22 protein-coding genes are annotated in these 23,034 nt (G+C 65.6%); 9 read left to right on the top strand and 13 right to left on the bottom strand.

From position 1 onward, the window contains the following. Window positions 1-124: 124 nt before the first annotated feature. From Q4F91_RS00350 to mnmE, 6 genes are all read right to left on the bottom strand, one after another. Window positions 125-1,006 carry a ParB/RepB/Spo0J family partition protein gene (locus Q4F91_RS00350; protein ID WP_303333779.1) on the bottom strand — a complete coding sequence of 294 codons (882 nt, stop codon included), beginning with the start codon at window positions 1,004-1,006 and terminating at the stop codon, window positions 125-127. A gap of 11 nt (window positions 1,007-1,017) precedes the next feature. Beyond that, window positions 1,018-1,791 (bottom strand): ParA family protein, encoded by a 774-nt coding sequence (locus Q4F91_RS00345; RefSeq protein ID WP_303333778.1) that lies wholly within the window; start codon window positions 1,789-1,791, stop codon window positions 1,018-1,020. Window positions 1,792-1,865: 74 nt separating this feature from the next. Next, the gene (locus Q4F91_RS00340; RefSeq protein ID WP_303333777.1) at window positions 1,866-2,519 is read right to left on the bottom strand and encodes a MarC family protein; all 654 of its coding nucleotides are present in this window, start codon (window positions 2,517-2,519) and stop codon (window positions 1,866-1,868) included. Window positions 2,520-2,530: 11 nt separating this feature from the next. Next, window positions 2,531-3,205 carry a 16S rRNA (guanine(527)-N(7))-methyltransferase RsmG gene (rsmG, locus tag Q4F91_RS00335; protein WP_303333776.1) on the bottom strand — a complete coding sequence of 225 codons (675 nt, stop codon included), beginning with the start codon at window positions 3,203-3,205 and terminating at the stop codon, window positions 2,531-2,533. Window positions 3,206-3,219: 14 nt separating this feature from the next. Then, window positions 3,220-5,151 carry a tRNA uridine-5-carboxymethylaminomethyl(34) synthesis enzyme MnmG gene (mnmG, locus tag Q4F91_RS00330; protein ID WP_303333775.1) on the bottom strand — a complete coding sequence of 644 codons (1,932 nt, stop codon included), beginning with the start codon at window positions 5,149-5,151 and terminating at the stop codon, window positions 3,220-3,222. Between the two features lie 24 nt (window positions 5,152-5,175). Next, complete coding sequence (mnmE, locus tag Q4F91_RS00325; RefSeq protein ID WP_303333774.1) at window positions 5,176-6,558, bottom strand: tRNA uridine-5-carboxymethylaminomethyl(34) synthesis GTPase MnmE; 1,383 nt, start codon at window positions 6,556-6,558, stop codon at window positions 5,176-5,178. A 96-nt stretch (window positions 6,559-6,654) separates the two neighbouring features. Here mnmE and Q4F91_RS00320 point away from each other — a divergent pair, with 96 nt between their 5' ends. Next, window positions 6,655-6,978, top strand: coding sequence for a hypothetical protein (locus Q4F91_RS00320; RefSeq protein WP_303333773.1), 324 nt, complete (start codon window positions 6,655-6,657; stop codon window positions 6,976-6,978). A 133-nt stretch (window positions 6,979-7,111) separates the two neighbouring features. Here the strand turns inward: Q4F91_RS00320 and yidC are convergent, their stop codons facing one another. Genes yidC through rpmH form a run of 4 tightly spaced genes read right to left on the bottom strand, consistent with a single transcriptional unit; the run spans window position 7,112 to window position 9,790 of the window. Further along, the gene (gene yidC, locus Q4F91_RS00315) at window positions 7,112-8,812 is read right to left on the bottom strand and encodes a membrane protein insertase YidC (RefSeq protein WP_303333772.1); all 1,701 of its coding nucleotides are present in this window, start codon (window positions 8,810-8,812) and stop codon (window positions 7,112-7,114) included. A 31-nt stretch (window positions 8,813-8,843) separates the two neighbouring features. Next, window positions 8,844-9,149, bottom strand: a complete 306-nt coding sequence (gene yidD, locus Q4F91_RS00310) for a membrane protein insertion efficiency factor YidD (RefSeq protein ID WP_303333771.1) — start codon at window positions 9,147-9,149, stop codon at window positions 8,844-8,846. Continuing rightward, window positions 9,146-9,610 (bottom strand): ribonuclease P protein component, encoded by a 465-nt coding sequence (locus Q4F91_RS00305; RefSeq protein ID WP_303333770.1) that lies wholly within the window; start codon window positions 9,608-9,610, stop codon window positions 9,146-9,148. Before Q4F91_RS00305 ends, yidD begins: the two co-directional genes overlap by 4 nt. 39 nt (window positions 9,611-9,649) lie before the next feature. Continuing rightward, window positions 9,650-9,790: a 50S ribosomal protein L34 gene (gene rpmH, locus Q4F91_RS00300; RefSeq protein WP_005429158.1), complete on the bottom strand. Its 141-nt coding sequence runs from the start codon at window positions 9,788-9,790 to the stop codon at window positions 9,650-9,652. A gap of 643 nt (window positions 9,791-10,433) precedes the next feature. Here rpmH and dnaA point away from each other — a divergent pair. The 6 genes from dnaA to Q4F91_RS00270 all read left to right on the top strand — a co-directional run bounded on the left by dnaA (window position 10,434) and on the right by Q4F91_RS00270 (window position 18,637). After that, on the top strand, window positions 10,434-11,792 hold the full coding sequence (gene dnaA / locus Q4F91_RS00295) for a chromosomal replication initiator protein DnaA (protein ID WP_303333769.1): 1,359 nt from the start codon (window positions 10,434-10,436) through the stop codon (window positions 11,790-11,792). A gap of 43 nt (window positions 11,793-11,835) precedes the next feature. After that, complete coding sequence (dnaN, locus tag Q4F91_RS00290; protein ID WP_303333768.1) at window positions 11,836-12,954, top strand: DNA polymerase III subunit beta; 1,119 nt, start codon at window positions 11,836-11,838, stop codon at window positions 12,952-12,954. A 193-nt stretch (window positions 12,955-13,147) separates the two neighbouring features. After that, window positions 13,148-15,706 carry a DNA gyrase subunit B gene (locus Q4F91_RS00285; RefSeq protein WP_303333767.1) on the top strand — a complete coding sequence of 853 codons (2,559 nt, stop codon included), beginning with the start codon at window positions 13,148-13,150 and terminating at the stop codon, window positions 15,704-15,706. An 81-nt stretch (window positions 15,707-15,787) separates the two neighbouring features. After that, window positions 15,788-16,729 (top strand): 5'-nucleotidase, encoded by a 942-nt coding sequence (locus Q4F91_RS00280; RefSeq protein WP_303333766.1) that lies wholly within the window; start codon window positions 15,788-15,790, stop codon window positions 16,727-16,729. Window positions 16,730-17,137: 408 nt separating this feature from the next. Continuing rightward, on the top strand, window positions 17,138-17,932 hold the full coding sequence (locus tag Q4F91_RS00275) for a Crp/Fnr family transcriptional regulator (RefSeq protein WP_303333765.1): 795 nt from the start codon (window positions 17,138-17,140) through the stop codon (window positions 17,930-17,932). A 36-nt stretch (window positions 17,933-17,968) separates the two neighbouring features. Then, a complete protein-coding gene (locus Q4F91_RS00270; protein ID WP_303333764.1) occupies window positions 17,969-18,637 on the top strand; it encodes a BON domain-containing protein in 669 nt (222 codons plus the stop codon). Window positions 18,638-18,728: 91 nt separating this feature from the next. On the opposite strand, the gene menA is transcribed toward Q4F91_RS00270, so the two are convergent. From menA to Q4F91_RS00255, 3 genes are read right to left on the bottom strand one after another with little or no spacing between them, the layout of a single operon-like run. Next, the gene (gene menA, locus Q4F91_RS00265) at window positions 18,729-19,673 is read right to left on the bottom strand and encodes a 1,4-dihydroxy-2-naphthoate octaprenyltransferase (protein ID WP_303333763.1); all 945 of its coding nucleotides are present in this window, start codon (window positions 19,671-19,673) and stop codon (window positions 18,729-18,731) included. A 16-nt stretch (window positions 19,674-19,689) separates the two neighbouring features. Continuing rightward, complete coding sequence (locus Q4F91_RS00260; RefSeq protein WP_303333762.1) at window positions 19,690-20,037, bottom strand: YbeD family protein; 348 nt, start codon at window positions 20,035-20,037, stop codon at window positions 19,690-19,692. A gap of 25 nt (window positions 20,038-20,062) precedes the next feature. Next, complete coding sequence (locus Q4F91_RS00255) at window positions 20,063-21,205, bottom strand: D-alanyl-D-alanine carboxypeptidase (RefSeq protein ID WP_303333761.1); 1,143 nt, start codon at window positions 21,203-21,205, stop codon at window positions 20,063-20,065. A gap of 156 nt (window positions 21,206-21,361) precedes the next feature. Here Q4F91_RS00255 and Q4F91_RS00250 point away from each other — a divergent pair, with 156 nt between their 5' ends. Both Q4F91_RS00250 and Q4F91_RS00245 read left to right on the top strand, forming a co-directional pair. Next, the gene (locus Q4F91_RS00250) at window positions 21,362-22,183 is read left to right on the top strand and encodes a biotin--[acetyl-CoA-carboxylase] ligase (RefSeq protein WP_303333760.1); all 822 of its coding nucleotides are present in this window, start codon (window positions 21,362-21,364) and stop codon (window positions 22,181-22,183) included. 21 nt (window positions 22,184-22,204) lie between these two features. Beyond that, window positions 22,205-23,026, top strand: coding sequence for a type III pantothenate kinase (locus Q4F91_RS00245; RefSeq protein WP_303333759.1), 822 nt, complete (start codon window positions 22,205-22,207; stop codon window positions 23,024-23,026). Window positions 23,027-23,034 lie beyond the last annotated feature (8 nt).

The following is a 23,034-nucleotide window of genomic DNA, read 5'->3' as shown; positions in this document are numbered from 1 at the left end:
TCTTGAAGCAACTTCATCACAATGTACTAAAGCACTATTCGCAAATATCTATATCGGGATAGATCTGCACTATGAAGGTGCGGAGTCGGAGAAACCCCTAATTCGTCTCTCTTACGGGTTATCCCTACTCTTTCTGAATGTGATCCACGATGCCCTGAAGCTGATCGAGACTTGAGAACTCGATGACGATGCGGCCCTTGCCCTTCTGGTTGGCGGTGAGCTTCACGACGGCGCCGAGGGTCTCGGCGAGCGCCTCCTCGAGCCGCTCGTTGTCACGGGTCTTGATCACCACGCGCTTCCTGGGCTGGCCGCCCTCGAGGAGCCTCCTGACGAGATCCTCGGTCTGGCGCACGGAGAGCCCGCGCGCGGCCACGGTCTTCGCCGCGGTCACCTGCTCGGCGCCCTCGAGACCGAGGAGCGCCCTCGCGTGACCCATCTCGAGCTCGCCCCGCATCACCATGTCCTTCACCTCGTCGGTGAGGGACAAGAGGCGCAGCAGGTTGCTCGTCGCCGGGCGCGAGCGGCCGATGGCCTTCGCCGCGGCCTCGTGCGTGAAGCTGAACTCGTCGATGAGACGCTGCAGGCCCTGCGCCTCCTCGATCGGATTGAGGTTCTCGCGCTGAATGTTCTCAATGAGGCCGATCACGAGCGCATGCTCGTCGTCGACCTCCTCGATGAGGACCGGAACGGTCTCGAGACCGGCGAGCTTCGCCGCGCGCAGACGGCGCTCGCCCGCGATCACCTCGAGTTCGTCGCCGTCGGTCTCGCGCACGAGGATCGGGGAGAGCAGACCCTGCTCGCGGATCGAGTCGGCGAGCTCCGCGATGGAGTTCTCGTCCATGCGGGTGCGGGGCTGGTAGCGACCCGGACGGATGCGGTCCGTCTCCACCTCAACGAGGCGCCGGGTGCGGACCTCCTCCTCGAGCACGTTTGCGCTGAGGTCGCCCGCGAAAAGCGCGTCAAGTCCTCTGCCGAGTCCCTTTTCCTTTTTCTTTGCTGCTGCCATTTGTCCGCCCCTCAGGCTTTCTTCTCGAGGCGGGAGATCACCTCGTCGGCGAATGCCTTGTAGGCCATCGCGCCGCGGCTCGAGGGATCGTAGATCACGCCGGGCTTGCCGTAGCTCGGGGCTTCGGCCAGGCGGACGTTGCGCGGGATGATGGTGTTGTAGACCTTGTCGCCGAAATGCTTTTTGAGCTGCTCGCTCACCTGCTGCTGCAGCGTGATGCGCGGATCGAACATCACGCGCAGGATCGAGATGATGCGCAGGGCGGAGTTCTTGTCCTGGTGCACGCGGCGGATGGAGCTCACGAGATCCGTGAGGCCCTCGAGCGCGAAGTACTCGCACTGCATCGGCACGATCACGCCGTTGGCGAAGCAGAGCGCGTTGAGCGTGAGCATCGAGAGGGAGGGCGGGCAGTCAATCAGCACGTAGTCGTAGCGGTTGAGCACGGGCTGAAGCGACTTCTTGAGCCGCTGGTCGCGCTCGCGCACGCTGATCAGTTCGATCTCCGCACCGGAGAGCTCGCGGTTCGCCGGGAGCACGTCGAAGCCGCCCGTCTCGCTGCGGCGCACGACGTCATCGAAGGACTTCAGTCCGAGCAGCATCTGATAGACGGAGCACTCGACCTCGCGCTTGTCGATTCCGCAGCCCATGGTTCCGTTGCCCTGCGGGTCAAGGTCAACAAGCAGGACGCGGCGTCCGCGCAGAGCGAGTGCGGCGGCGAGGTTGACGGTCGTCGTGGTCTTGCCGACGCCGCCCTTCTGGTTGGCAATGCAGAAAACTTGGGCCATGGGTACGGGAAAAATCTAGAAAATTAGATGCATTGTAGCGAATGTGTCCCCGAGCACAGATTTTGCTCGGAGCCTCACTCGCCGAGATGGAGCCACAGGTCGGAGAAGCCGGCCCAGAAGACCGACACGCCGAGGCAGATCAGGATGAAGGCGAAGACGCGGGCGAGGGCGTCCGCGCCGGCGGCGCCCACCGAGCGGCTCACGCGGTCGCTGTAGCGGAAGCAGATCCAGATCGTGAGCACGGTGGCGATGATCGCGAGCAGGGTGCCGACCAGGTTGGCAACGGTGTAAGGAAGGCTGGTGCCGAGGGCGACCGTCACGGCGATGGCGCCCGGGCCGGTCGTGAGCGGCAGCGTGAAGGGGTAGAAGGCCATGGCCTTCAGGCGCGAGCGCGGCAGCGGCGTCGGCGGCTCCTTGTCCTCGTCATGCGAGGGCGCGTTCATGGCGTTCCAGCCCGCGGCGAAGAGCACGAGGCCGCCCGCGCAGCGCAGCACCCCGACCGAGATGCCGAAGAAGCCGAGGATCATGTGGCCGGCGAAGAGGCAGACCACGAGCACGACGAGCGAGAAGATCGAGATGCGTCCCGCGACGTACGCCCGGTCGGAGTTGGAGATATGGCTCGTCAGCGTCGCGAAGAACATCGCGCCGCTGAAGGGGTTGATCACGGGAACGAGCGTCGTGTACGTATATATGAAAGCGCTCAGGATGGCGCTTGAGATGATTTCCATTTGAGAACTCTTCAGTCCGCGGAAACTTCCTCCGGAAACTCCCGGAGAACGATGAGATGACGGGCCTCGCCGAGCGACGGGACCTCGATCGGAATGATTTCCTCGACCCGGGCGAAGGCGGGCAACGCCGCGATCTCCGCCTCGGGGAGCACGCCCTTCATGGCGAGCCACTGTCCGCCGGGGGCGAGCACACCGCGCGTGAGCGTGACGAAGTCCTCGAGCGAGGCGAAGGCCCGGCTCGTGATCACGTCCCATTCGCCGCGGAGTTTCTCCACGCGGCCGTGCACCGCGCGCAGGTTCTTGAGGCCCAGTTCAATCGCCGCCTGATTGACGAAGGCGGCCTTCTTGCCCACGGCATCGATGCCCGTGACCTGCAGGTCCGGGCAGAGAATGGCGGCGGGAACCGAGGGAAGCCCGCCGCCGCAGCCGACGTCAAGGAGCTTCTCGGCTCCCTCAAGTCGCTCCGCGCCCGCGCTCACGAGCGCCGCGCTGTCGAGCAGATGGTGCGTGAGCACCTCCTCGGGACGGCGGATCGCCGTGAGGTTGTAGACGCGGTTCCACTTGAGAAGAAGCTCCGCGTAGCGCCCGAAGGCGTCGAGCACGCGGTCGCCGTTCTCAAGACCGAGCGCGCCCAGGCCGGCGGCGAGCGCCGCGCGGTCAATGGCTGAATTGGTTGCTGCTGCCATCATTGGTTCCTGAATCAGCCGGCCGGGGTTTCCTTCCGACCGGCGCGCTTATCGTAATAGCGACGCCTGAGGTGAACAAGAAGCAGGGCCACGGCGGCCGGGGTCACGCCCGAAATGCGCGAGGCCTGGCCGAGCGTCTCGGGGCGGGCCGCGGTGAGCTTCTGCCTCACCTCGAAGGAAAGTCCCGTGACGGCGGCGTAGTCCATGTCCGCGGGGATCGGCATCGTCTCGTTGCCGAGCGACTTCTCGATCTCCTCCTTCTGGCGCGCGATGTAGCCCGCGTATTTCACCTCGACCTCGAGCTGCGTGCGCTCGGCCTCGTCGAGCTCCGAGAGGTCGACGACGGGCGCCCCGTCGCTGCGGGTGAGCGTCATGAGGGTCTCGAGCGTCACCGCGGGCCGTGCGAGGAGGCTCTTCATCGAGTACTCGCGCTCGATGCCGGTGCCGAGCACGCGCTCGGCCTCCGCGGCCTCGATGATCCTCGGGTTCACCCAGGTGCTCCTGAGCGTCTCCTCGGCGCGGGCAATGCGCTCGCTCTTGCGGCAGAAGTACTCCCAGCGCGCGTCGTCGACAAGCCCGAGCTCGCGGCCGAGCGTCGTGAGGCGCGCGTCCGCATTGTCCTCGCGCAGCGAGAGCCTGTACTCCGCGCGGCTCGTGAACATGCGGTAGGGCTCGGTGACGCCCTTCGTCGTGAGGTCGTCGACCATGACGCCCAAGTACGCCTCGTCGCGGCGGGGCACCCAGGCCTCGCGCCCGGAGGCGTGGAGCGCGGCGTTCGCGCCGGCGAGAAGCCCCTGCGCGGCGGCCTCCTCGTAGCCCGTCGTGCCGTTGATCTGGCCGGCGAAGAAGAGGCCCGGCATGGCCTTCGTCTCGAGCGAGCGCTTCAGCCCCCTCGGGTCGTAGTAGTCATACTCGATCGCGTAGCCGGGACGGAAGAGGTGGGCGTTCTCGAGGCCCGGCATCATGTGGATCATCGCGAGCTGCACGTCAAAGGGCAGGCTCGTCGAGATGCCGTTCGGATACCACTCGTTGACGTGGAGTCCCTCGGGCTCGAGGAAGACCTGGTGGCTCTCCTTGTCGGCGAAGCGCTTCACCTTGTCCTCGATCGAGGGGCAGTAGCGCGGACCGATGCCCTGGATCACGCCCGCGTACATGGGCGAGCGGTCGAGGTTGGCGAGGATGAGCTCATGCATCTCGCGCGTCGTGCGCGTGATCCAGCACGGGCGCTGCTCCGGATGCGGGGCGGCCGGGCGCATGAGCGAGAAGTCGGGCACCGGGTCAAGATCGCCCCACTGCTTCTCGCACTTTGAGAAATCGATCGAGCGGCCGTCGATGCGCGCCGGGGTGCCGGTCTTGAGCCTCCCCTGCGGCATGCCGAGCTCCTTGAGGCGCTCGGCGAGCCTCACGCTCGCCGGGTCGCCCATGCGGCCCGCGGGATAGTGCTCGAGGCCGATGTGCACGAGGCCGTTCAGGAACGTGCCCGCGGAGAGCACGACCGCGCGCGAGCGGAAGCGGATGCCCGTCTGCGTCACGACGCCGCGGGCCTCTCCGTTCTCGACGATCAGGTCGTCGGCGGCCATCTGGAAGACCTTGAGGTTCTCCTGAGCCTCGATCCGCTCGCGCATCGCGCGGCGGTAGAGCTGGCGGTCGATCTGGGCGCGGGTGGCGTGCACCGCGGCGCCCTTCGAGCGGTTGAGGATGCGGAACTGGATGCCTGCGGCGTCCGTCACCTGAGCCATCGCGCCGCCCATGGCGTCTAGCTCCTTGACGAGGTGACCCTTGCCGATGCCGCCCACGGACGGGTTGCAGGAGAGCTGTCCGACCGTCTCGAGGTTGTGCGTGATGAGGAGCGTGCTCCTCCCCATGCGGGCCGAGGCGAGCGCCGCCTCGGCGCCGGCATGTCCGCAGCCGACCACGATCACGTCAAACGTTTCGGGGTAATCCATTTCCAATCTCTTTTCAGAAAAACTTCACTTGCCGATGCAGAAGCGGCTGAAGATGATGTCGAGCAGCCCCTCGGCGTCCGTCTCGCCGAGGATTTCACCGAGCGCGCGCCCGGCGAGCCTGAGTTCCTCGGCGAGGAGCTCCGTCATGCCCGTCTTCGCGCGAGCGTGAGCGAGCGCGCCGCCGATATGCTCCCGCGCGCGGCGCAGGCACTCGAGATGGCGTTCGCGGGCGAGAAAGAGCCCTTCGGTGCCGCCCGCCATGTCGGAGAGCTCGAGCACGCGGGCCCGCAGCTCCTCAAGACCCTCGCCCGTGAGGGCGGAGACGGCGACGGCGCCTCGGTCCTTCAGTGCCATGACCGTTTCCGGATCGGCCGCGTCGGCCTTGTTGGCCACCGTGAGCAGCGGCGTGCCCTCGCGGACGGACGAGCGCACGCGCGCGAGCGCGGCCTCGTCGTCGGGGATGCGGCCCGAGGCGTCGGTGAGCGCGAGCACGATGTCGGCCTCGGCGATCGCGCGCAGCGTCCGGTCGATGCCCTTCTGCTCGACGATGTCGGAGGTCTCGCGCAGTCCCGCGGTGTCGATGATGCGGAGCGGCACCCCTTCGAAGGCCGTCCAGTGCTCGATCGAGTCGCGGGTCGTGCCGGCGATGTCGGTGACGATCGCGATCTCCTCGCCGGCGAGCGCATTCAAGAGGCTCGACTTGCCGACGTTCGGCGCGCCCACGAGCGCGACGGTGAGGCCGTCGGCGAGGACCGTGCCGCGGCGGGCCGTGGCGAGAAGGGCGTCGATCTCCCCGGCCGCCCCCTCCATGCGCTCGGTGATCTGCCGCTCCATCAGGCCGTCGAGCTCCTCCTCGGGAAAGTCGATCTGCGCCTCGGTGAGGGCGCGCGCCTCGTCAAGGAGCGTCCCCGTCGCGCGGACCCGGGTCGAGAACTCGCCCGTGAGCGAGCGCGCCGCCGCCTGGGCCGCCGCCTCGCTCACCGCGTCGATGAGACCGCCCACGGCCTCGGCCTGGGCGAGGTCCATGCGGCCGTTCAGGAACGCGCGCTTCGTGAACTCGCCGGGCTCGGCGATGCGCAGCCCCGTTTCGGAGAGCTTCCCGAGCGCCGCGCGCAGGATAAGCCGCAGCACCATCGGGCCGCCGTGCGCCTGGATCTCAAGCACCGACTCGCCCGTGTAGCTCGCGGGAGCGGGGAAGAAGAGCACGATCGCCCGGTCAAGGAGGCGCCCCTCCGCGTCCGTCACGGGAAGAAGGTGCGCATGGCGGGGCTCGAGCTTCACGCCGGGGAAGAGCCCGCCCGTGATCGCCGCGGAATGTTCCACGGGAAACGTCAGGCGCACGATGCCGATCGCCCCGCGGCCGGCCGCCGTGGCGATCGCAATGATCGGATCCTTGTCGCTGGGCATTTCGCTCGTGCTTCCTTCAGAATTAGGTGGTTAGAAAGAGGAGGGAATCCTCCTCGCTCAAGTTTTCTTCCTCAGAACCCAAGGACAACCTCAAACATGTCGCTTCAGCGTCCCGGATCCGGCAAGGGCCAGTTCTTCGGCCCCGCGCTCGCCGGCGTATGCATCGCAGTCGTGCTCTCCGTACCCGCGGCCGCCTTCACGGCCCGCTTTCTCGGGGACAACTACAACACGCGCGCGCTCGTCTACTGCTGCTTCCTGCTCTGGGTCGTCTGCGGTGCCGTCGCCGTCTTCATGAAGACCTGGAAGTCGGAGGAGAGCCGTCTCACGCTCCCGCGCATTCTGCTCTGGTTCCTCTCGGTCTGGCTCTGGCCGCTTCTGCTCGCGGCATCCGCATTGTCGCGCCGCCGCGGCTCCGAGTGATTCCCCCCTGAAGGGGAGAGAAAGAAGGCCGGGCCCGCCTTCCCTCATCAGAGGGGAAGGCCTGCCCGGCCAGTCTTTTTTCTCGGCGGGTGCGGGGATCAGAGGATCCCCGCCCTGACCGGGAAAGAGTGCGTCACTTCTGCTTCGCGAGGCGCTGCGCGCGCTCGTCGGCGATGGTCTTGTTGATCCACCACTGCTGCAGGATCGACAGCACGTTGTTCGTCAGCCAGTACAGAACCAGACCGGCGGCGAAGACGAAGAACATCACCGAGAAGACGATCGGCATGATGTACATCACCTTGGCCTGCGTCGGATCCGTGGGCTTCGGATTGAGGAAGATCTGCAGGAACATCGTCGCGGCCATCAGAGCCGGGAGGACGAACCAGGGATCAGGCACCGCAAGGTCCTGCACCCAGAGCAGCCACGGCGCGCCGCGCAGCTCGACCGAGCCCTGGAGCACCCAGTAGAGGGCGAGGAACACGGGGATCTGCAGGGCGATCGGGAGGCAGCCGCCGACCGGGTTGATCTTCTCGGTGCGGTAGAGCTCCATCATGGCCTGGTTGAGGCGCTGCTTGTCGTCCTTGTACTTGTCCTGGAGAGCCTTCATGCGCGGCTGGACCTCCTTCATGCGGGCCATCGAACGATAGCCGGCGGCGGAGACCGGGTAGAGGACTGCCTTGACGATGCAGGTGAGCAGAACGATCGACCAGCCCCAGTTGCCCACGATGCCGTAGAGGAACGAAAGCAGCCAGTAGATGGGCTTGGCGAGGAAGGTGAGCCACCCGTAGTCAACGACGAGCTCGAGGCCCGGAGCGAGCTGCTCGAGGCGTTCCTGCTCCTGCGGACCCGAGTAGAAGATCGCGTTGTCGGTCTGCTCGGCGCCCGGGGCGATCTCGTTCATCGAGACCAAGGTGCCCACGGCGTAGAGATCCTTCGAGACCTCGCGGGCGTAGTTCTGGCGGGCCTCGCCCTGCGGCGGGACCCAGGCGCTCACGAAGTGGTGCTGGACCATCGCGAGCCAGCCGTTGTCGGTGTTCTCAACGAAGGAGGCGTCCTTGTCGGCGATCTCGTCGAACGTGATCTTCTGGAACTTCTCCTCGTCGGAGTAGAACGCCGGACCCGTGAAGGTCGAGTACATCGTGCTCGCGCCGGCCGGGGCGGACGAGTCGCGGGTGATCTGGTAATAGATCTGCGGCTTGATCGCGGCCGACGTGCCGTTCTTCACGGTCGTGGCGACGTCAATGCCGTAGTAGCCGCGCTTGAAGGTGTAGGTCTTGCGGACCGTCACGCCGCCCTTCTCGGCCTCGAAGACGACGTCGAGCTTGTCGGAGCCGTCCATGCTGAGCGACTGGCTGACGAGCTTGAAGCTGTCGGCGTGCGTCGGGTAGTTGCCGCCCACGAGACCGGACTGCGCCGCATAGGTGTGCGTCGAGGTCGACTCGAGGAGCTTGACGTTGCCGAGGTCGCCCGAGGGCTCGCGGCCGAGGATCATGCCGGCGAGGCCGACTTCCTTCCAGTCACGCTGCTGCGGGAAGAGAAGCATCTCGGTGCCGACGATGCGGGCGCCCTGCTGGTCGAACGTGACCTTCATGCGGTCAGTGGTCACGACCACAGGAGCCTTGACGGGGTTCTCAGGCACGGCCTGGGCGGCCGCGGAAGCGGCCGTCGGAGCGGGGATGTCCGCGGTCGCGGCCTGCTCGGTCTGCTCGACCGGAATCGGCTCGAGACCGAGCAGCGACTTTCCACCCTTGTAGACCTGATAGTTGTCCCAAAGCATGAAAAGTGAGCCGCAGAGGATCACCCAGAGGAGTGCTCGCTGTACTTCTTTTCCCATAAAGCGCTCTCGTGTCTTGTAGTAAGACGAATTAAGGTTTGTGTGGCGGATTGTTCCCGTCGGCCTGCCCGGAGTCCTTCTCCGAGCAGTCTCTGCACCAGCAGCGCCAGCGGAAGCGTTCAGGCACGGGATCATAGCCCCGGCCGCCGAACGGATGGCAGCGAAGAAGACGTGTGAGCGTCATCCAGCCGCCCCGGAACGCGCCGTGCCGCTCGATCGCCTCGATGGCGTAGTTCGAGCAGGTGGGCAGAAACCTGCACTCGCGGCCGATCCACGGGGAGAGCGTGATCTGATAGAGCCTGATGAGCCCGACCATCACGCGCTGGAGCGGATTCATGCCTCCCCGGACCCGTGCCGGGCCTTGAGCCGGCGCTCGACGCGGGCGACGACGGAGTCGATCAGTTCCGCGGCATCCGCGTGGAGCGCCTTCTTCAGCCTGAGCCTCGAAGGAGCCCCGATCGTCTTCAGCCCGGCCTTGAGCCTCAGCGAGACATCAAGTCCGATCCCTTCGTCGCCGAGCATCCTGCGCAGTTCCGGCAGACGCTGCCGGGCAGCCTCGCGGAGGGCGCGCTTGACGATGGCGCGGTCAACGGAGAGCGGCGCGTTGCGCTTTCCCACGGTGACGCCGACGCGGATCCGCGCGGCCTCGCCGTTCTCAAGACATCCGGCGCTCAGATATGCGGAATGGACGCGGAACGACTGCGCATTCCGCGTCCTCAGTATCACCCCGAAGTCCTCCGTCCTGATCAGACGGCTTGAACGGGGAAATCCGAAATTCTCCGCCTCGCTTCCAGTCACGGCATTCTTCCGCAGCCGTGGGTCAGCCTGAAGCTGTTATTAGAGGGCGAGAACGTGACGGCCCTTCGCGCGACGGCGGGCGAGGACGCGGCGGCCGCCCTTGGTGCGGCTGCGAACGAGGAAGCCGTGCGTGCGGGCACGCTTGGTCTTGGAGGGCTGGTAGGTACGCTTGGTAGCCATGATTGTTCCTTTAAGTCGTAGGAGGAGAGCCTGCGGCGGTCGCGTCTCGCGGCCGCGGCGGCATATGAAGAATCCAGTGCTGCACGGAGCCCCGGGCAGCTTTCGCCGCATTCCTCCTCTGTGGTCTCCGACGACCCCGGAATGCAGGGCGGGACTGGAGGAAGCCTAGAAAAGCTCGCTATTACACCTCAAAAACGGGGTCCTTGTCAATCGCCGGGCTGTGGAAAAAGTCGCCGCCGTCCTTCCGGCGGCCCCCTGACGCCCGTCCGCAACCCCCAAGTAATCCGCGTCGGAAGCTGATAACACAATATGTAGTGTTATTACTCAATCAAACCACATTCTCTTGTGTACATTATGATGGATTGAGCGCTCACTCTCTTATCTTCCCCTGCGGCTGTAGGAACTTCTATTCACATGCTCATGTGGATAATCATCCGTGCGGCCTTTCCGGCACCCCGGTCTGTGGATAACTTTTTTACATAAAAATCAAGAAAGTCACTGAACGGGGAGGGTGAAGTTGTCCACATTTTTTCACCAGCCGGCATGAAAGAAGGTAAAATAGATATCTTGCACCCTTTCCGACGCATGTCCGCCGGACGAGTGCGGGCCCCGGCAAGCAACCCTTCAGCTCTTTTTTCGGCTTATGCAAGTTTTTTGGCAACAGTGTCTGGAAAGTCTCAAGCAGTTAGTGCAGAGCGCCCCCCGGATCTACGACACCTGGTTCAAGGTGCTCAACCCGATCTTCTGGGATCCGGACAACGGCATGCTGACCCTTGAGGCGCCGGCCTCCAAGGTGCGCTACCTCCGCGACAGCTACCTGAAGAACATTCAGACCATCGCGAGCCACATCCACGGCAGCCCCGTGAGCGTGTCGCTCGTGCCTGCCATGAGCCAGCCGGCGCCCGAGCCCGCCCCCGTCGCAGGTCCCTCCCCCGTGGACATCCGCCGCCGCGAGGAGACGGGTCTGCTCCCCGGCCTCACGTTCGAGAACTACGTCAACGGCAACGCCAACCAGCTCGCCGTCGCCGCCGCCGAGCACGTCGCGACGACCACCGGCACGCAGTACAACCCGCTCTACATCTACGGCGGCGTCGGCCTCGGCAAGACCCACTTGATGCAGGCGATCGGCCACCGCTACCTCGACCTGCACCCGAAGGCGCGCGTGCGCTGCGTCTCCGCGCAGGACTTCATCAACGAGTACACGGCCGCCGTCCGCGAGAGCGCGAACAAGACGCACGCGAGCCTCGAGAAGTTCGACGAGCGCTACCGCAACCTCGACCTGCTCCTCATCGACGACGTGCAGTCGCTCTCGGGCGCCAAGGGCTCCCAGGGCCAGTTCTTCCGCGCCTTCGAGGCGCTCGTGCCGCACAACAAGCAGCTCGTCATCACCTCGGACACGTACACGCGCGGCCTGAAGGACATCGAGCCGCGCCTGATCTCCCGCCTCTCGCAGGGCCTCTCGGTCGCCATCGAGCCGCCCGAGTTTGAGATGCGCACGGCGATTCTGCTCAACAAGGCCAAGGCCATGGGCGTGGATCTGCCCGACGAGGTCGCGGCCTTCATCGCCAAGCGCCTGAAGTCGAACGTCCGCGAGCTCGAGGGCGCGCTCCAGCAGGTCGTCGCCTATCAGCAGTTCCAGCCCTCGGCCTCCCGCGAGATCACGATCGACATCGCCAAGCGCGTGCTGCGCGACCAGTTCCAGGTCGTCAACAGCCTCATCACGATCGAGAACATCCAGAAGACCGTCGCCGACTACTACAAGATCAAGGTCGCGGACATGCACTCCAAGCGCCGTCCCGCCTCCATCGCGCTGCCGCGCCAGATCGCCATGTACCTCGCCAAGGAGCTCACGCAGCACAGCCTCCCCGAGATCGGCGAGAACTTCGGCGGGCGCGACCACACGACCGTCATGCACGCCGTGCGCAAGATCACGCAGGAGCGCAAGAGCAACGCCGAGCTCAACCATGAGATCCACGTGCTCGAGCAGATGATCCGCGGCTAAAAAAGAATTCCGGTTTTTTTAATCAAATCCTTTCAACACTGTCATGAAGCACATCTCCAGCCCCGTTGAAAACATGCTCAAGCCCGTCAAGGTCGTCTCGGGCATCGTTGAGCGCAACCAGTCCCTTCCCGTCGTGAGCAACATCCTCATCGAGCAGAAGGACACCCGCGTGACGTTCTCCACCACCGACCTTGACATCCAGATCCGCACCACCGCCGAGGTGGGCGTCCCGGGCGTCGAGGGCAGCTTCACCGTCTCCGCCCAGAAGACGAGCGAGATCCTCTCCGCGCTCCGTCCGCTCGACACGATCGACGTGAACATCAACGACGAGGGCCAGGCCGAGTTCGTCACGAGCAACGGCCGCTTCACGATGCAGACCCTGCCCGCGCAGGACTTCCCCGTGATCAGCACCTCGAACTGGACGTGCTCCTTCGCGATTCCCGCCAAGACCCTGCGCTACCTCCTCACGATGACCTCGTTCGCGATGGCCTCGAAGGACCACCGCTACTTCCTGATGGGCGTGCTCTTCGTGGTCGAGGGCTCGAAGCTCCGGTGCGTCGCCACCGACACGCACCGCCTCGCCTACTGCGAGGCCGAGGTCGACGGCCTCAACCAGGAGACGAAGGTCGAGGCGATCGTCGCGAGGAAGACCGTGCGCGAGCTGCTCCGCATCCTCCCCGAGGACGACACGCCCGTCTCGGTCAACCTCGCCGACACGCAGATCGGTCTCTCCTTCGCCGGCATCGACTTCGTGAGCAAGCTGATTGACGGCCGCTTCCCCGACTACCAGCGCGTGATGCCCACCGAGCAGACGAACCCGCAGTGCGTGCGCATCAACCGCGAGGAGCTCCTCCTCGCGCTGCGCCGCGTGCAGATTCTCACCAACGAGAAGTTCCACGGCATCCGCTGGCTCTTCAGCCAGGGCCAGCTCCTCATCCAGGGCAACAACGCCGAGCAGGAGGAGGCCCGCCAGACGCTCACGGCGCCCTGGACCTGGCCCGAGCTCGACATCGGCTTCAACCTGATCTACATGATCGAGCTCCTCACGAACCTGAAGAACTCCGAGGTGGACTTCCACTTTGCGCCGACCCCGAAGAGCGTCCTCGTGACGATGCCCGAGTCGGAAAACTTCCGCTACCTGATCATGCCGATGCGCATCTGATCCCCTCAAGGAATCGGAAGAGAGCCGCGCCCCGGATGAAAGGGCGCGGGGAACGTGCGGACTGCTCCTCATACACGGGAGAGTCCGCATTGTTCGCTAGTGAAGAACAGATTTCGAACGTTTAGCGGCCTCCCGGCGGCCCCGGATCCGAAGGATTCGAGGGGGCGCCCGGGGCCAAGGAAATACGGATCCAATGACCGAAGCGGAAAACCAGTCCCCCGAAACGCCTGAGGCTCTCCCTCAGGTCGCCAATCTCGACGAAGCCGTTCCCGATCAGAACCCGTCGGCCTACAACGAGTCGAGCATCCAGATCCTTGAGGGTCTCGAGGCCGTCCGCAAGCGCCCGGGCATGTACATCGGCGACACCGCCGACGGCACGGGTCTGCATCACCTCGTCTACGAGGTTGTGGACAACTCCATCGACGAGGCGCTCGCGGGCTTTGCGACGCACATCGAGGTGACGATCCACACGGACAACTCCATCTCCGTGGTGGATGACGGCCGCGGCATCCCGACGGCCATCAAGTGGGACGACAAGCACAAGCCCAAGCGCAGCGCGAGCGAGATCGCGCTCACGGAGCTCCATGCCGGCGGCAAGTTCGACAACAACGGCTACAAGATCTCCGGCGGCCTGCACGGCGTGGGCGTCTCGTGCGTCAACGCCCTCTCGAGCTGGCTGCGCCTCACGGTCCGCCGCGAGGGCGAGGCGAGGTTCCTCGAGTTCCGCCGCGGACAGGTGCAGAACCGCATCGTCGAGGAGGCCGCCGACCCCGTGACCGGCCAGACCGTCACGATCTCGCCGATGAAGCTCCTCGGGCCCACGAACCGCCGCGGCACCGAGGTTCACTTCCTCCCCGACCTCGAGATCTTCGAGCACGTCACCGAGTTCAGCTACGAGACGCTGCTCTCGCGCCTGCGCGAGCTCTCCTTCCTCAACTCGGGCGTGGCGATCACGATCCGCGACCAGCGCACCTCGCACGAGGCGAAGCTGCAGACCGACAAGGGCCTCATCGCCTACGTCGAGTACAAGAACCAGTCGAGGAACGTGCTCCACCCGAAGATCTTCCACGCCAAGGAGACGGTGCTCTCGAACGGCGTCCCGGTCGAGGTCGAGATCGCCATGCAGTGGCAGGACTCGTACAACGAGAGCCTCACCGCGTACACGAACAACATCCCGCAGCGCGACGGCGGCACGCACGTCACCGGCCTGCGCGCGGCGATGACCCGCGTGCTGAAGAACTACATCTCGCAGATGGAGTTCGCGAAGAAGGCGAAGGTCGACCCCGAGGGCGACGACATGCGCGAGGGCCTCACCTGCGTGCTCTCCGTGAAGGTTCCGCAGCCGAAGTTCAGCAGCCAGACGAAGGACAAGCTCGTCTCGAGCGAGGTCCGTCCGGCCGTCGAGGACGTGGTCGCCCGCGAGTTCGCGCTCTACCTCGAGCAGAACCCGAACGACGCGAAGATCATCTGCGAGAAGATCGTCACCGCCGCGCGCGCCCGCGAGGCCGCCCGCAAGGCCCGCGACCTCACCCGCAAGACCGGCGTGGGCGGGGGCCTGCCCGGCAAGCTCGCCGACTGCCGCGAGAAGAACCCGGCCTACTCCGAGCTCTTCCTCGTCGAGGGCGACTCCGCCGGCGGCTCCGCCAAGCAGGGCCGCAACTCCCAGAACCAGGCCATCCTGCCGCTGCGCGGTAAGGTGCTCAACGTGGAGAAGGCCGCGCAGGACAAGCTCCTCGACTCCGAGCAGATCCGCATGCTCACGCTCGCGCTCGGCACGAACATCGGCAAGAGCTTCGACATCTCGAAGCTGCGCTATCACCGCATCATCATCATGACCGATGCGGACGTGGACGGCGCGCACATCCGCACGCTGCTGCTCACGCTCTTCTACCGCCAGATGCCTGAGCTCATTGAGAACGGCTACGTCTACATCGCGCAGCCGCCGCTCTACAAGGTGCAGAAGAACAGCAAGGACAAGGGAAAGTTCCTGAAGGACGAGGCCGAGATGAGCGCCTACCTGACGGACCTCGCCCTCTCGGGCGCCTCGCTCTACCCGAACGCGGAGGCGGTCGCGAACGACGCCCCCGTGCGCGGCACGGCGCTCGAGACGCTCGTCGCCGAGTACCTGCAGGCCAACGCGGTCATCTCGCGCCTCGGAGGCGTGATCGACAAGGCCGTGCTCCTCGCCGTGGCCTCCGGCGTCGAGCTCTCGCTCGAGAACACGTTCGAGGCCGAGGAGAGCGCGAAAAAGCTCGAGCGCGAGATGCGCGACCCCAATGTCAGGGTCGAGGCCTACTGGGACGAGGAGGGCGAGAAGCACCTCCTCAAGGTCCACCGCATGAAGCACGGCAACGCCAAGACCACGACGGTGCACCCGGAGTTCCTGCTCAGCGCCGACTATCAGAAGCTCCGCGAGAGCTCGAAGATGCTCGAGGGCGTCATCGGCGACGGCGCCAAGGTGACCCGCGGCGACGCGGAGTGCCCGGTGAAGAACTTCGCCGAGGCCGTCAACTGGCTCATGCGCCAGGCCGAGAAGGGCCTCATCCGCCAGCGCTACAAGGGACTCGGCGAGATGACCCCCGAGCAGCTGCGCGACACGACGATGGATCCGAAGGTCCGTCGCATGCTCCGCGTGCGCATCGAGGACGCCGTTAACGCCGACGCGATCTTCTCGATGCTCATGGGCGACGTGGTCGAGCCCCGCAGGGCCTTCATCGAGAGCAACGCGCTCTTCGGCAACATCGACACCTGATCGCCCCCCGGTTCTTCAGAAGGCGCCTCGGAAGGCATTCCGGGCGCCTTCCGTGCATTCAAACCCTCACGAAACCCCGCCATGGCCAACCCGAACGAACAGCTTGTCGTCGCCGTCTCCTCACGGGCGCTCTTCGACCTCGAGCAGGAGCACCGTCTCTTCGAGGAGCAGGGCTACGCCGCATTCCGCGACTACCAGGTGAAGATGAAGGACGAGCCGCTCGCCCCGGGCGTGGCGTTTCCGTTCGTGAAGCGCCTGCTCGGCCTCAACAAGCTCTTTCCCGGATCGGAGCCCTTCCGGGTGGTCGCGCTCTCGCGGAACTCGCCCGAGACCGCGCGGCGCTTCTTCTCCTCGTGCCGGCACCATCAGCTTCCCATCCACGCCGGCGCCTTCACGTCGGGGCAGTCCACCTTCCCCTTCATCTCGGCCTTCCGCGTGTCGCTCTTTCTCTCCGCGAACCCGGCGAACGTCACCCAGGCGATCGAGGCGGGGCTTCCCGGCGGACTGGTGCTGCCGAGCGCCGTCAAGGACGTGGACGACGACGACCCGACGCTGAGGATCGCCTTTGACTTCGACGGCGTGCTCGCCGACGACGAGGCCGAGCGGCGCTACCAGGCCGAGGGCCTCAAGGGATTCACCGCGCTCGAGCTCGAGAAGGCCGCGACGCCGCACTCGCCCGGGCCGCTGCGCGGGCTCTTCGAGAAGCTCTCGCGCTTCCAGCGTCTTGACTACGAGCAGCGCGGCAGGACGGATCCGTACTTCAAGCCCGCCATCCGGATCTCGATCGTCACTTCACGAGGGGCGCCGAGCGAGGAGCGTCTCATCACCACGTTGAAGAGCTTCGGCATGAGCGCCGCGGAGCTTTTCCTGTTGGACGGCCTCGACAAGAAGGACATCCTGCAGGCGATCCGCCCGCATATCTTCTTCGATGACCAGCTGAGGCACCTCGAGAAGATCCAGACCCTGATGCCGAGCGTTCTCGTGCCCTTCGGAGTGCATAACCAGCACAAAAACGCTCCCTGATTTTCTCAGGAACATCAGAGAGATATGAAATGTTTTCAACAGATTGCAGTGATCAACCCACCGGATGCCCACAGGCAACCCACAAGGTAAAATCCTCTTGGTCCACCTCTTCCCCAATCCCCTTATTCAATTGATACTTTTTATATAAATAAGTAGTAGTTTGTAGTAGGGGAGCGCCTCTTCTGTGGATAACCGCATTTTATCAAGCGGGATCATGAAGATGCGCTGAAAGTTTAGGTGTGGACAACCCTGGGAAAGTCCTGTGGGGAACTTTGGACAGCCGGGGGAGAAAAACGGAGACCGCCGACGCCCTCCGCGAGTTGTCCACAAAAACACAGACCAAACAGAAAAGTTGTTCATACAGGTTGTTCACAGCAATCACATCATTTTTGTTGTTACTACTTGACCATGAAGTCCACCTCTCCCTTCCTGCCCTGGTTCGCGCCGAGGCTTTCCCGCGCCATGGCCGGTGTGCTCCAGAGCATCGGCCACAGGACCGTGTTCATGCGGGGAGAGCGCATCTATGAATCCCCGGGGTTCTTTCAGAAGCTGATGTTCGTGAGGCGCGGCATCGTCGCCAAGGCGCTCGTCGACCCGTTCCACGAGGACCCGCTCTTCCTGTCGCTCTCGGGCCCCGGCGCCCTCTGCGGCAGCTACGAGACGCTCTACCTGCAGGACCGCATGCAGAGGCGCCACTGGTGCGTGACCACCACCGAGGTGACGATGGTCAACGCCGATCTGCTGCTGCGCATCTGCGACCAGAATCCCGCCTGGCAGCGCGAGCTCTCGCACTATTCATCCGTCTGCGCGGTGAGCGACCGTCTCGGCATGCTCGTCGCGCACTCGACCACGCTCGAGGAGCGCCTCGGCGTCCTGCTGATCGTCTGCACGCACGTCGGGAGTCCCGACTTTCTCGACCGCCTGCGCGACGAGTCGGTCGAGTGGATCGCTCTCGGAGCGCTCCCGAGCACGCGCGTCGCCGCGTCCATCCTCAACGCCACCCCGGAGAGCGTGCGCGAGGTTCTCCGCCGCTGGGCCGGCTCGGACCTGATGCGCTACCGCTCGCACAAGATTCTCGTCCACCGCACTCACTTCCAGGCCTGCTGGGAGCGCATCGCTCCCATCCTGCGCACCGCCAACAGCTACGAGGCCGCGGCGCAGTCGAGCGGCCGTCTCCCGGTGCGCGACATGGACATCCCTTGAGACGCCGGTTTCATCAACACCTCTCGAAAGAGCATCATGCAGACAAAGATCATCACCCGTCAGTTATCAGTCATTGCCGCGTCGCTCGCCGGCGCCGCGGTGCTCTCGGGCTGCATCGCCGCGCCGCTCATCGTGGGCGGCGCCGCCGCGACCACGGCCTCGGTGGCCACCGACCGCCGCACGGCCGGCACGATCGTGAGCGACGAGGTCGTCGAGAAGCGCCTCTCGTACGAGATCGACCAGGTGCTCGGCAAGGCCCCGCATCACATCACCGTGACGGCCTACGAGGGCAAGGTGCTGCTCTCGGGCGAGACCACGTCGCTTGAGAGCCGCAGCCAGGCCGAGCAGACTGCGATGAAGAGCCTCGACGTGACGGGCGTCGTCAACGAGATCGCCGTGATGGATCCCGCGTCCGTGACGACCCGCTTCTCGGATTCGCTGCTCGCCACCAAGGTGCGCACGAGCATCATCGGCAACGGCAAGATCTCGCTCAACCAGATGAAGGTCGTGGTCGAGCGCGGCATCGTCTATCTGATGGGCCTCGTGACGGCCGAGGAGGCGCAGAACGCCGCCCACACCGCCAGCATGGTCTCGGGCGTCCAGAAGGTCGTGACCTGCTTCACGATCGCGACGGCCGAGGAGATCGCCGAGCGCATGAAGAACGTCGAGTCCTCGAAGACGGAGAGCACGGACGCGGCCGAGTAAGCCCGCGCCCGCCACGGGCGGCTCCTTGAATGACAGAGGGCGGATTCCTTCGCGGAACCCGCCCTCAGTGCATCCTGGGGATGATGATTTCTCAGAAGAGCCCGGCGACGAGCGCCCCGGCCGCGAAGAGGATGGCGAAGATGCCCTCGAGCTTCACGCAGCTGAACATGACGGCGTTGAGCTCCTCATGCTCGTGCCTCGGGAGGTCGCGGAAGGTCCGGATGGCCTTCGGCGCGCTCGCGAAGACGATGAGGCAGGGCCAGAGCGAGGGCGAGAGGCCCACGGTGAGAAGGGTCGTGAAGTAGGGGAGCGCGAGCAGCACGCTGAAGAGCTGCACGAAGCGGGGACGGCCGAGCGTCACGGCGAGCGTCATGCGGCCGATGCTCGCGTCGTGCTCGAGGTCTCGGTAGTTGTTGACGGCAAGCACCCCCGAGGCGATGGCGCCGAGGCCCGCGCCGAGAAGCACCGCGGCCGCGGAGAGCGTGCCGGTCTGCAGGTAGTAGGTGCCGCAGACGGCGGTGAGGCCGAAGAAGACGAGCACGAGCAGCTCGCCGAAGGGCGTGTAGGCGATCGGCTTCGGGCCGCCCATGTAGCAGTAGGCGGCGAGCACCGAGGCGAGGCCGACGAGCGCGAACACCCAGCCGCCGAAGTAGATGAGGACGGCGGTGTTGAGGAGCGCCAGCACGATCATCACGCGGATGGCGCGGCGCGCCGTCGGCAGACTGATCCAGCCGAGCGTCGTCGCACGGGGCAGCCCCCTGCGGTTCCCGGTCTCGGCATTGCGCTCGGCGTAGCCGAGGTCGTTCTCCATGTTGGAGGTGGCCTGCATGATGATCGCAATGAGGAGCGTGAAGACCGCGACCACCGGACGGAAGCCGTCCGACTCGCACCAGGCGAGCGCGAGGGAGGCGATCACCGGCGCGCAGGCGATCATCCAGGTCTTAGGCCGGCAGAAGGCCATCCAGGCGCCCAGACGGCCGGGATAGGGGCGCTCCGCGGGCTGCTGAGCGGGTTCGGTCAGTTCTTCTTGCTCCATGGCGGTCAGTTCCTCCTCAGTACACGAACTTCACTTCGGGACAGGCGTGGAAGGCGCGGTACACGCTGTCCAACTGCTCGCGGGAGCGGGCGACGACCGTGACGGTCACGGACATGTACTTGCGGGTGCGCGAGTAGCGCACCTCGATCGTCTTCTCGTCAAAGTCCTCGAAGTGGGCCCGCGCGATGTCGGCGACGGTCTGCGGGAAGCTCGGGGTGTTGTTGCCCATCACCTTGATCGGGAAGTCCATCGGGAACTTCATGAGCTCCTCGGCCTCCTCGACGGCCTCGACGAGCTCCGGGCCGCCGGACTCGCCCGTGACCGGCGTGTCCATGGTGATGATGTCTTTCTTTTCCTCAGTCATTTTCTTTCAGCAATCGGGTCTGGTTTCAGTGAAGCGCGTCCTGGCCGAGCGCGAGGCGCAGCGTGTCGATGAAGCGCGAGAGGAAGCTGCCGAGCGGCACGTCCTCCTCGGCGACGAGCGGTGCGGTGACGATCATCCGGCCGTTCTCGAATATCTGCAGCTCGCCCACGCGGTCGCCCTGCTTCAGAGGGGCGATGAGCGGGGAAGAATAGCTCACGCGCAGATCGAAGGCCTTCGAGCCCTCGGAGATCATCCGCTCGCGGCTCGTGGTCGCGTAGACCGGGAGCGGCACCACGGCGTTCACCTCTTCGAGGCTGCTCTTGAAGACGGGAAGCTTCGCCGCGACGGTGCCCGCCGGGTACACCTCGAGCGTTTCGTAGTCGCGGTAGGCGCGGAGAAACAGCGACGTGAGGCGCTCCCGGAGCGTCCCCGGATTCGGGTCGTTGAGCTCAACGGCGATGAGTCTGCGGATGCGGGCCTCGGTGCCGCGCGGGTTCTCGGAGAGCACCGCGGCGCTCGCCTGACCGTTGCCGGGCGAGACAAAGATGCCGGTGATGGCGGGGCTGCGCTCAAGGAAGAAGTTCGCGGTCTGCTGCGGCGGGATGCCCGGGATCTCGAGCGTCTGCGCAGCACCCCAGATGCGTGCGATCGGGAAGCGCTCGTAGAGGCTGACGGCGATTTTCGAGACATCGCGCGCGCTGGTCGTGCAGGGCGCCGTCTCCGAGCAGGGGAAGGCGAACTTCGGCTCCGCGATGCCCGCGCGTCCGAGCGCGGCGTTCATGCCGGCCGAGAACTCCTCCGCGGTCATGCCGAGCGCGGCGGGGATCGCTGCGAGCGCCTCGGGCGAGCCGTTCATCAGCACGGCCTGCAGGAGCGTGGCGAGATCGATCTCACGCGCGGGCTCGGGATCGTCCTTTTCCTTCGATGCATCTGCGGGCCAGGGGCTCGGCACCATGTCAAAGAGGCTGCGGCTGCGCTCACGCATGATGTCGAGCGCCGTGTAGACGGCGACCATCGGGGCGACGCCCGAGGCGTCGACGGCGCGGTCGGGCTCCTCCTCGAGGATCGTCTGGCCGCTCTCGAGGTCAACGATGACGGTCGAGGCGGGGGCGGGCGAGGAAAGAAGCGCGGCAAGGGGCAGCGCGAGCAGTAGTTTTCGGATGAACATGCCTCTTCGAAGGGGGCGTCTTCGCACGGGGCGGCGCGCCGCTTGTGCCAAAATTGAAGGAAAAAGCGCTCTTGGGGATCCTCATGGATCCCGAGGCTAGACAATATAACTGAGCGGGGCCTCCGACGCGCCCGCACCCGCTGAAACCCCCAACTCATGTCCGCCAGCAGTTTCCTGAGCGCGCTCAAGAGCTCGCTCTCGCCCGACGTCGAAGTCGAGTGGAAGGCCGAGACCGGCTCCACCAATGACGACCTCAAGGCCCGGGCCCACGCAAAGGCCTTCACGGGCCCCGTTCTTCTCACCGTCGACCGACAGACCGCCGGACGCGGCACGCACGGCCGTGTCTGGAGGCCGATGGCCGGGACGCTCATCTTCTCCGTGGGCCTCCCCGTCACGCGCCCCTTCCTCTCGGCGGCGCCCGGCATCGTGAGCATCATCGCCGCTATGGCGGTGGCGAAGGCCGCCAGCCAGGGCGCTCGCGAGAAGGTGCTCGTCAAGTGGCCCAATGACATCTGGACCGCCGGCGGCAAGGCGGGCGGCATCCTGATCGAGACGGTGACGGACCGCACGGGCGCGCGCAGTCTCATCATCGGCTGCGGCCTCAACCTCGCCGTCGAGCCCGGCGGCCGCACCGGGAACGGATGGCCGATCACGGCGATCACGCCCCGCGTGTCCGTACTTTCGGCGGAGATGCGCGGAGAGCTTCTCGGGCTTATTGTTTCGGAGCTCCTCGCGCAGTTCGCCTCCGTACGCTCGACGCAGGATTTCGCTCGGCTGATCGAGCGCTGGCCGCTCTACGACGCCTTCCACGGAAGGACGGTCGTCTGGAGCACCCCTGACGAGCCCGGACACGAGACGGCCGGCATTGACCGCGGCATCGACGCCACGGGCCGGCTCATCATCGAGGGGCGGCGCGGGGAGTGGAGTGCACTGTCGGGTGAGCTCATCTCGCTCCTCGGAGAAGAGAAGAAGAAATAAACACCGGGGGAGAAGAGGGAAGTGAAGACACTCCTGATAGATCTTGGCAACACGGCCCTGAAGTGGGCGCCGCTCGACGAGGAGCTCGAGCCGACGATGGTGATCCACCGCGGCCGGACGGGATTCAAGAGCAAGCTCTACGCGGACTGGCTCAAGCTCGCGCCGGACCGCGTGCTCGGCTGCACGGTGGCCGCGCCCGAGCTCGCCTTCTCGGCGACGAAGTTCTTCAACGAGCACGGCATCGCCTGGCAGTGGGTGCGCTCCCAGGCGGCCTTCGAGAGCGAGGACCTGGTGCTGAGGAGCCGCTACGACGAGCCCACGCAGCTCGGCGCCGACCGCTGGTGCGCGGCGCTCGGCGCGATTGACACGGCCGAGCCCGGCGAATCGGTGCTCGTGGTGCAGATGGGAACGGCCACGACCGTGGACGCGGTCTTCTGCGAGGCCCCGGGGAAGTACGTGTTCCTCGGCGGCCGCATCGCGCCCGGGCCCTCCATGATGCAGAGCTCGCTCTCGGACGGCATCACGGCGCTCTCGGGCGACGTGGGTGACTGGAACCCCTTCCCGACCAACACGCGCAACGCCATCGGCACGGGCATCCTCGACAGCCAGACCGGCCTCGTGCGCATCGCCTACGACGAGCTCGTCGCCTACGAGGAGTCGCGCGGGAGCACGAACCGCGTGCGCGTCGTGCTCGCGGGGGGAGCTGCGAAATTTGCCGAGCCGCGCTTGCGCAAAATGCTCCCGGAGGTGACACTGAGGCACAATCTTGTTCTGCTCGGACTCGCCGCAATGGCGAGGCACAAGCCGATCAGGAAGCCCGTGACCGGGGTCTTCAGCCTGTAAAAACCCTC

The sequence above is a fragment of the Sutterella sp. genome, from assembly GCF_030539355.1.
Classification (GTDB): domain Bacteria; phylum Pseudomonadota; class Gammaproteobacteria; order Burkholderiales; family Burkholderiaceae_F; genus Sutterella.
This window is presented reverse-complemented; position numbering and strand designations above follow the sequence as displayed.

What these genes read in the sequence shown, in the direction of transcription:
- Q4F91_RS00350 (WP_303333779.1), bottom strand. Translation starts at nt 1,006, where the DNA reads ATGGCAGCAGCAAAGAAAAAGGAAAAGGGACTCGGCAGAGGACTTGAC.
- Q4F91_RS00345 (WP_303333778.1), bottom strand. Translation starts at nt 1,791, where the DNA reads ATGGCCCAAGTTTTCTGCATTGCCAACCAGAAGGGCGGCGTCGGCAAG.
- Q4F91_RS00340 (WP_303333777.1), bottom strand. Translation starts at nt 2,519, where the DNA reads ATGGAAATCATCTCAAGCGCCATCCTGAGCGCTTTCATATATACGTAC.
- rsmG (WP_303333776.1), bottom strand. Translation starts at nt 3,205, where the DNA reads ATGGCAGCAGCAACCAATTCAGCCATTGACCGCGCGGCGCTCGCCGCC.
- mnmG (WP_303333775.1), bottom strand. Translation starts at nt 5,151, where the DNA reads ATGGATTACCCCGAAACGTTTGACGTGATCGTGGTCGGCTGCGGACAT.
- mnmE (WP_303333774.1), bottom strand. Translation starts at nt 6,558, where the DNA reads ATGCCCAGCGACAAGGATCCGATCATTGCGATCGCCACGGCGGCCGGC.
- Q4F91_RS00320 (WP_303333773.1), top strand. Translation starts at nt 6,655, where the DNA reads ATGTCGCTTCAGCGTCCCGGATCCGGCAAGGGCCAGTTCTTCGGCCCC.
- yidC (WP_303333772.1), bottom strand. Translation starts at nt 8,812, where the DNA reads ATGGGAAAAGAAGTACAGCGAGCACTCCTCTGGGTGATCCTCTGCGGC.
- yidD (WP_303333771.1), bottom strand. Translation starts at nt 9,149, where the DNA reads ATGAATCCGCTCCAGCGCGTGATGGTCGGGCTCATCAGGCTCTATCAG.
- rpmH (WP_005429158.1), bottom strand. Translation starts at nt 9,790, where the DNA reads ATGGCTACCAAGCGTACCTACCAGCCCTCCAAGACCAAGCGTGCCCGC.
- dnaA (WP_303333769.1), top strand. Translation starts at nt 10,434, where the DNA reads ATGCAAGTTTTTTGGCAACAGTGTCTGGAAAGTCTCAAGCAGTTAGTG.
- dnaN (WP_303333768.1), top strand. Translation starts at nt 11,836, where the DNA reads ATGAAGCACATCTCCAGCCCCGTTGAAAACATGCTCAAGCCCGTCAAG.
- Q4F91_RS00285 (WP_303333767.1), top strand. Translation starts at nt 13,148, where the DNA reads ATGACCGAAGCGGAAAACCAGTCCCCCGAAACGCCTGAGGCTCTCCCT.
- Q4F91_RS00280 (WP_303333766.1), top strand. Translation starts at nt 15,788, where the DNA reads ATGGCCAACCCGAACGAACAGCTTGTCGTCGCCGTCTCCTCACGGGCG.
- Q4F91_RS00275 (WP_303333765.1), top strand. Translation starts at nt 17,138, where the DNA reads ATGAAGTCCACCTCTCCCTTCCTGCCCTGGTTCGCGCCGAGGCTTTCC.
- Q4F91_RS00270 (WP_303333764.1), top strand. Translation starts at nt 17,969, where the DNA reads ATGCAGACAAAGATCATCACCCGTCAGTTATCAGTCATTGCCGCGTCG.
- menA (WP_303333763.1), bottom strand. Translation starts at nt 19,673, where the DNA reads ATGGAGCAAGAAGAACTGACCGAACCCGCTCAGCAGCCCGCGGAGCGC.
- Q4F91_RS00260 (WP_303333762.1), bottom strand. Translation starts at nt 20,037, where the DNA reads ATGACTGAGGAAAAGAAAGACATCATCACCATGGACACGCCGGTCACG.
- Q4F91_RS00255 (WP_303333761.1), bottom strand. Translation starts at nt 21,205, where the DNA reads ATGTTCATCCGAAAACTACTGCTCGCGCTGCCCCTTGCCGCGCTTCTT.
- Q4F91_RS00250 (WP_303333760.1), top strand. Translation starts at nt 21,362, where the DNA reads ATGTCCGCCAGCAGTTTCCTGAGCGCGCTCAAGAGCTCGCTCTCGCCC.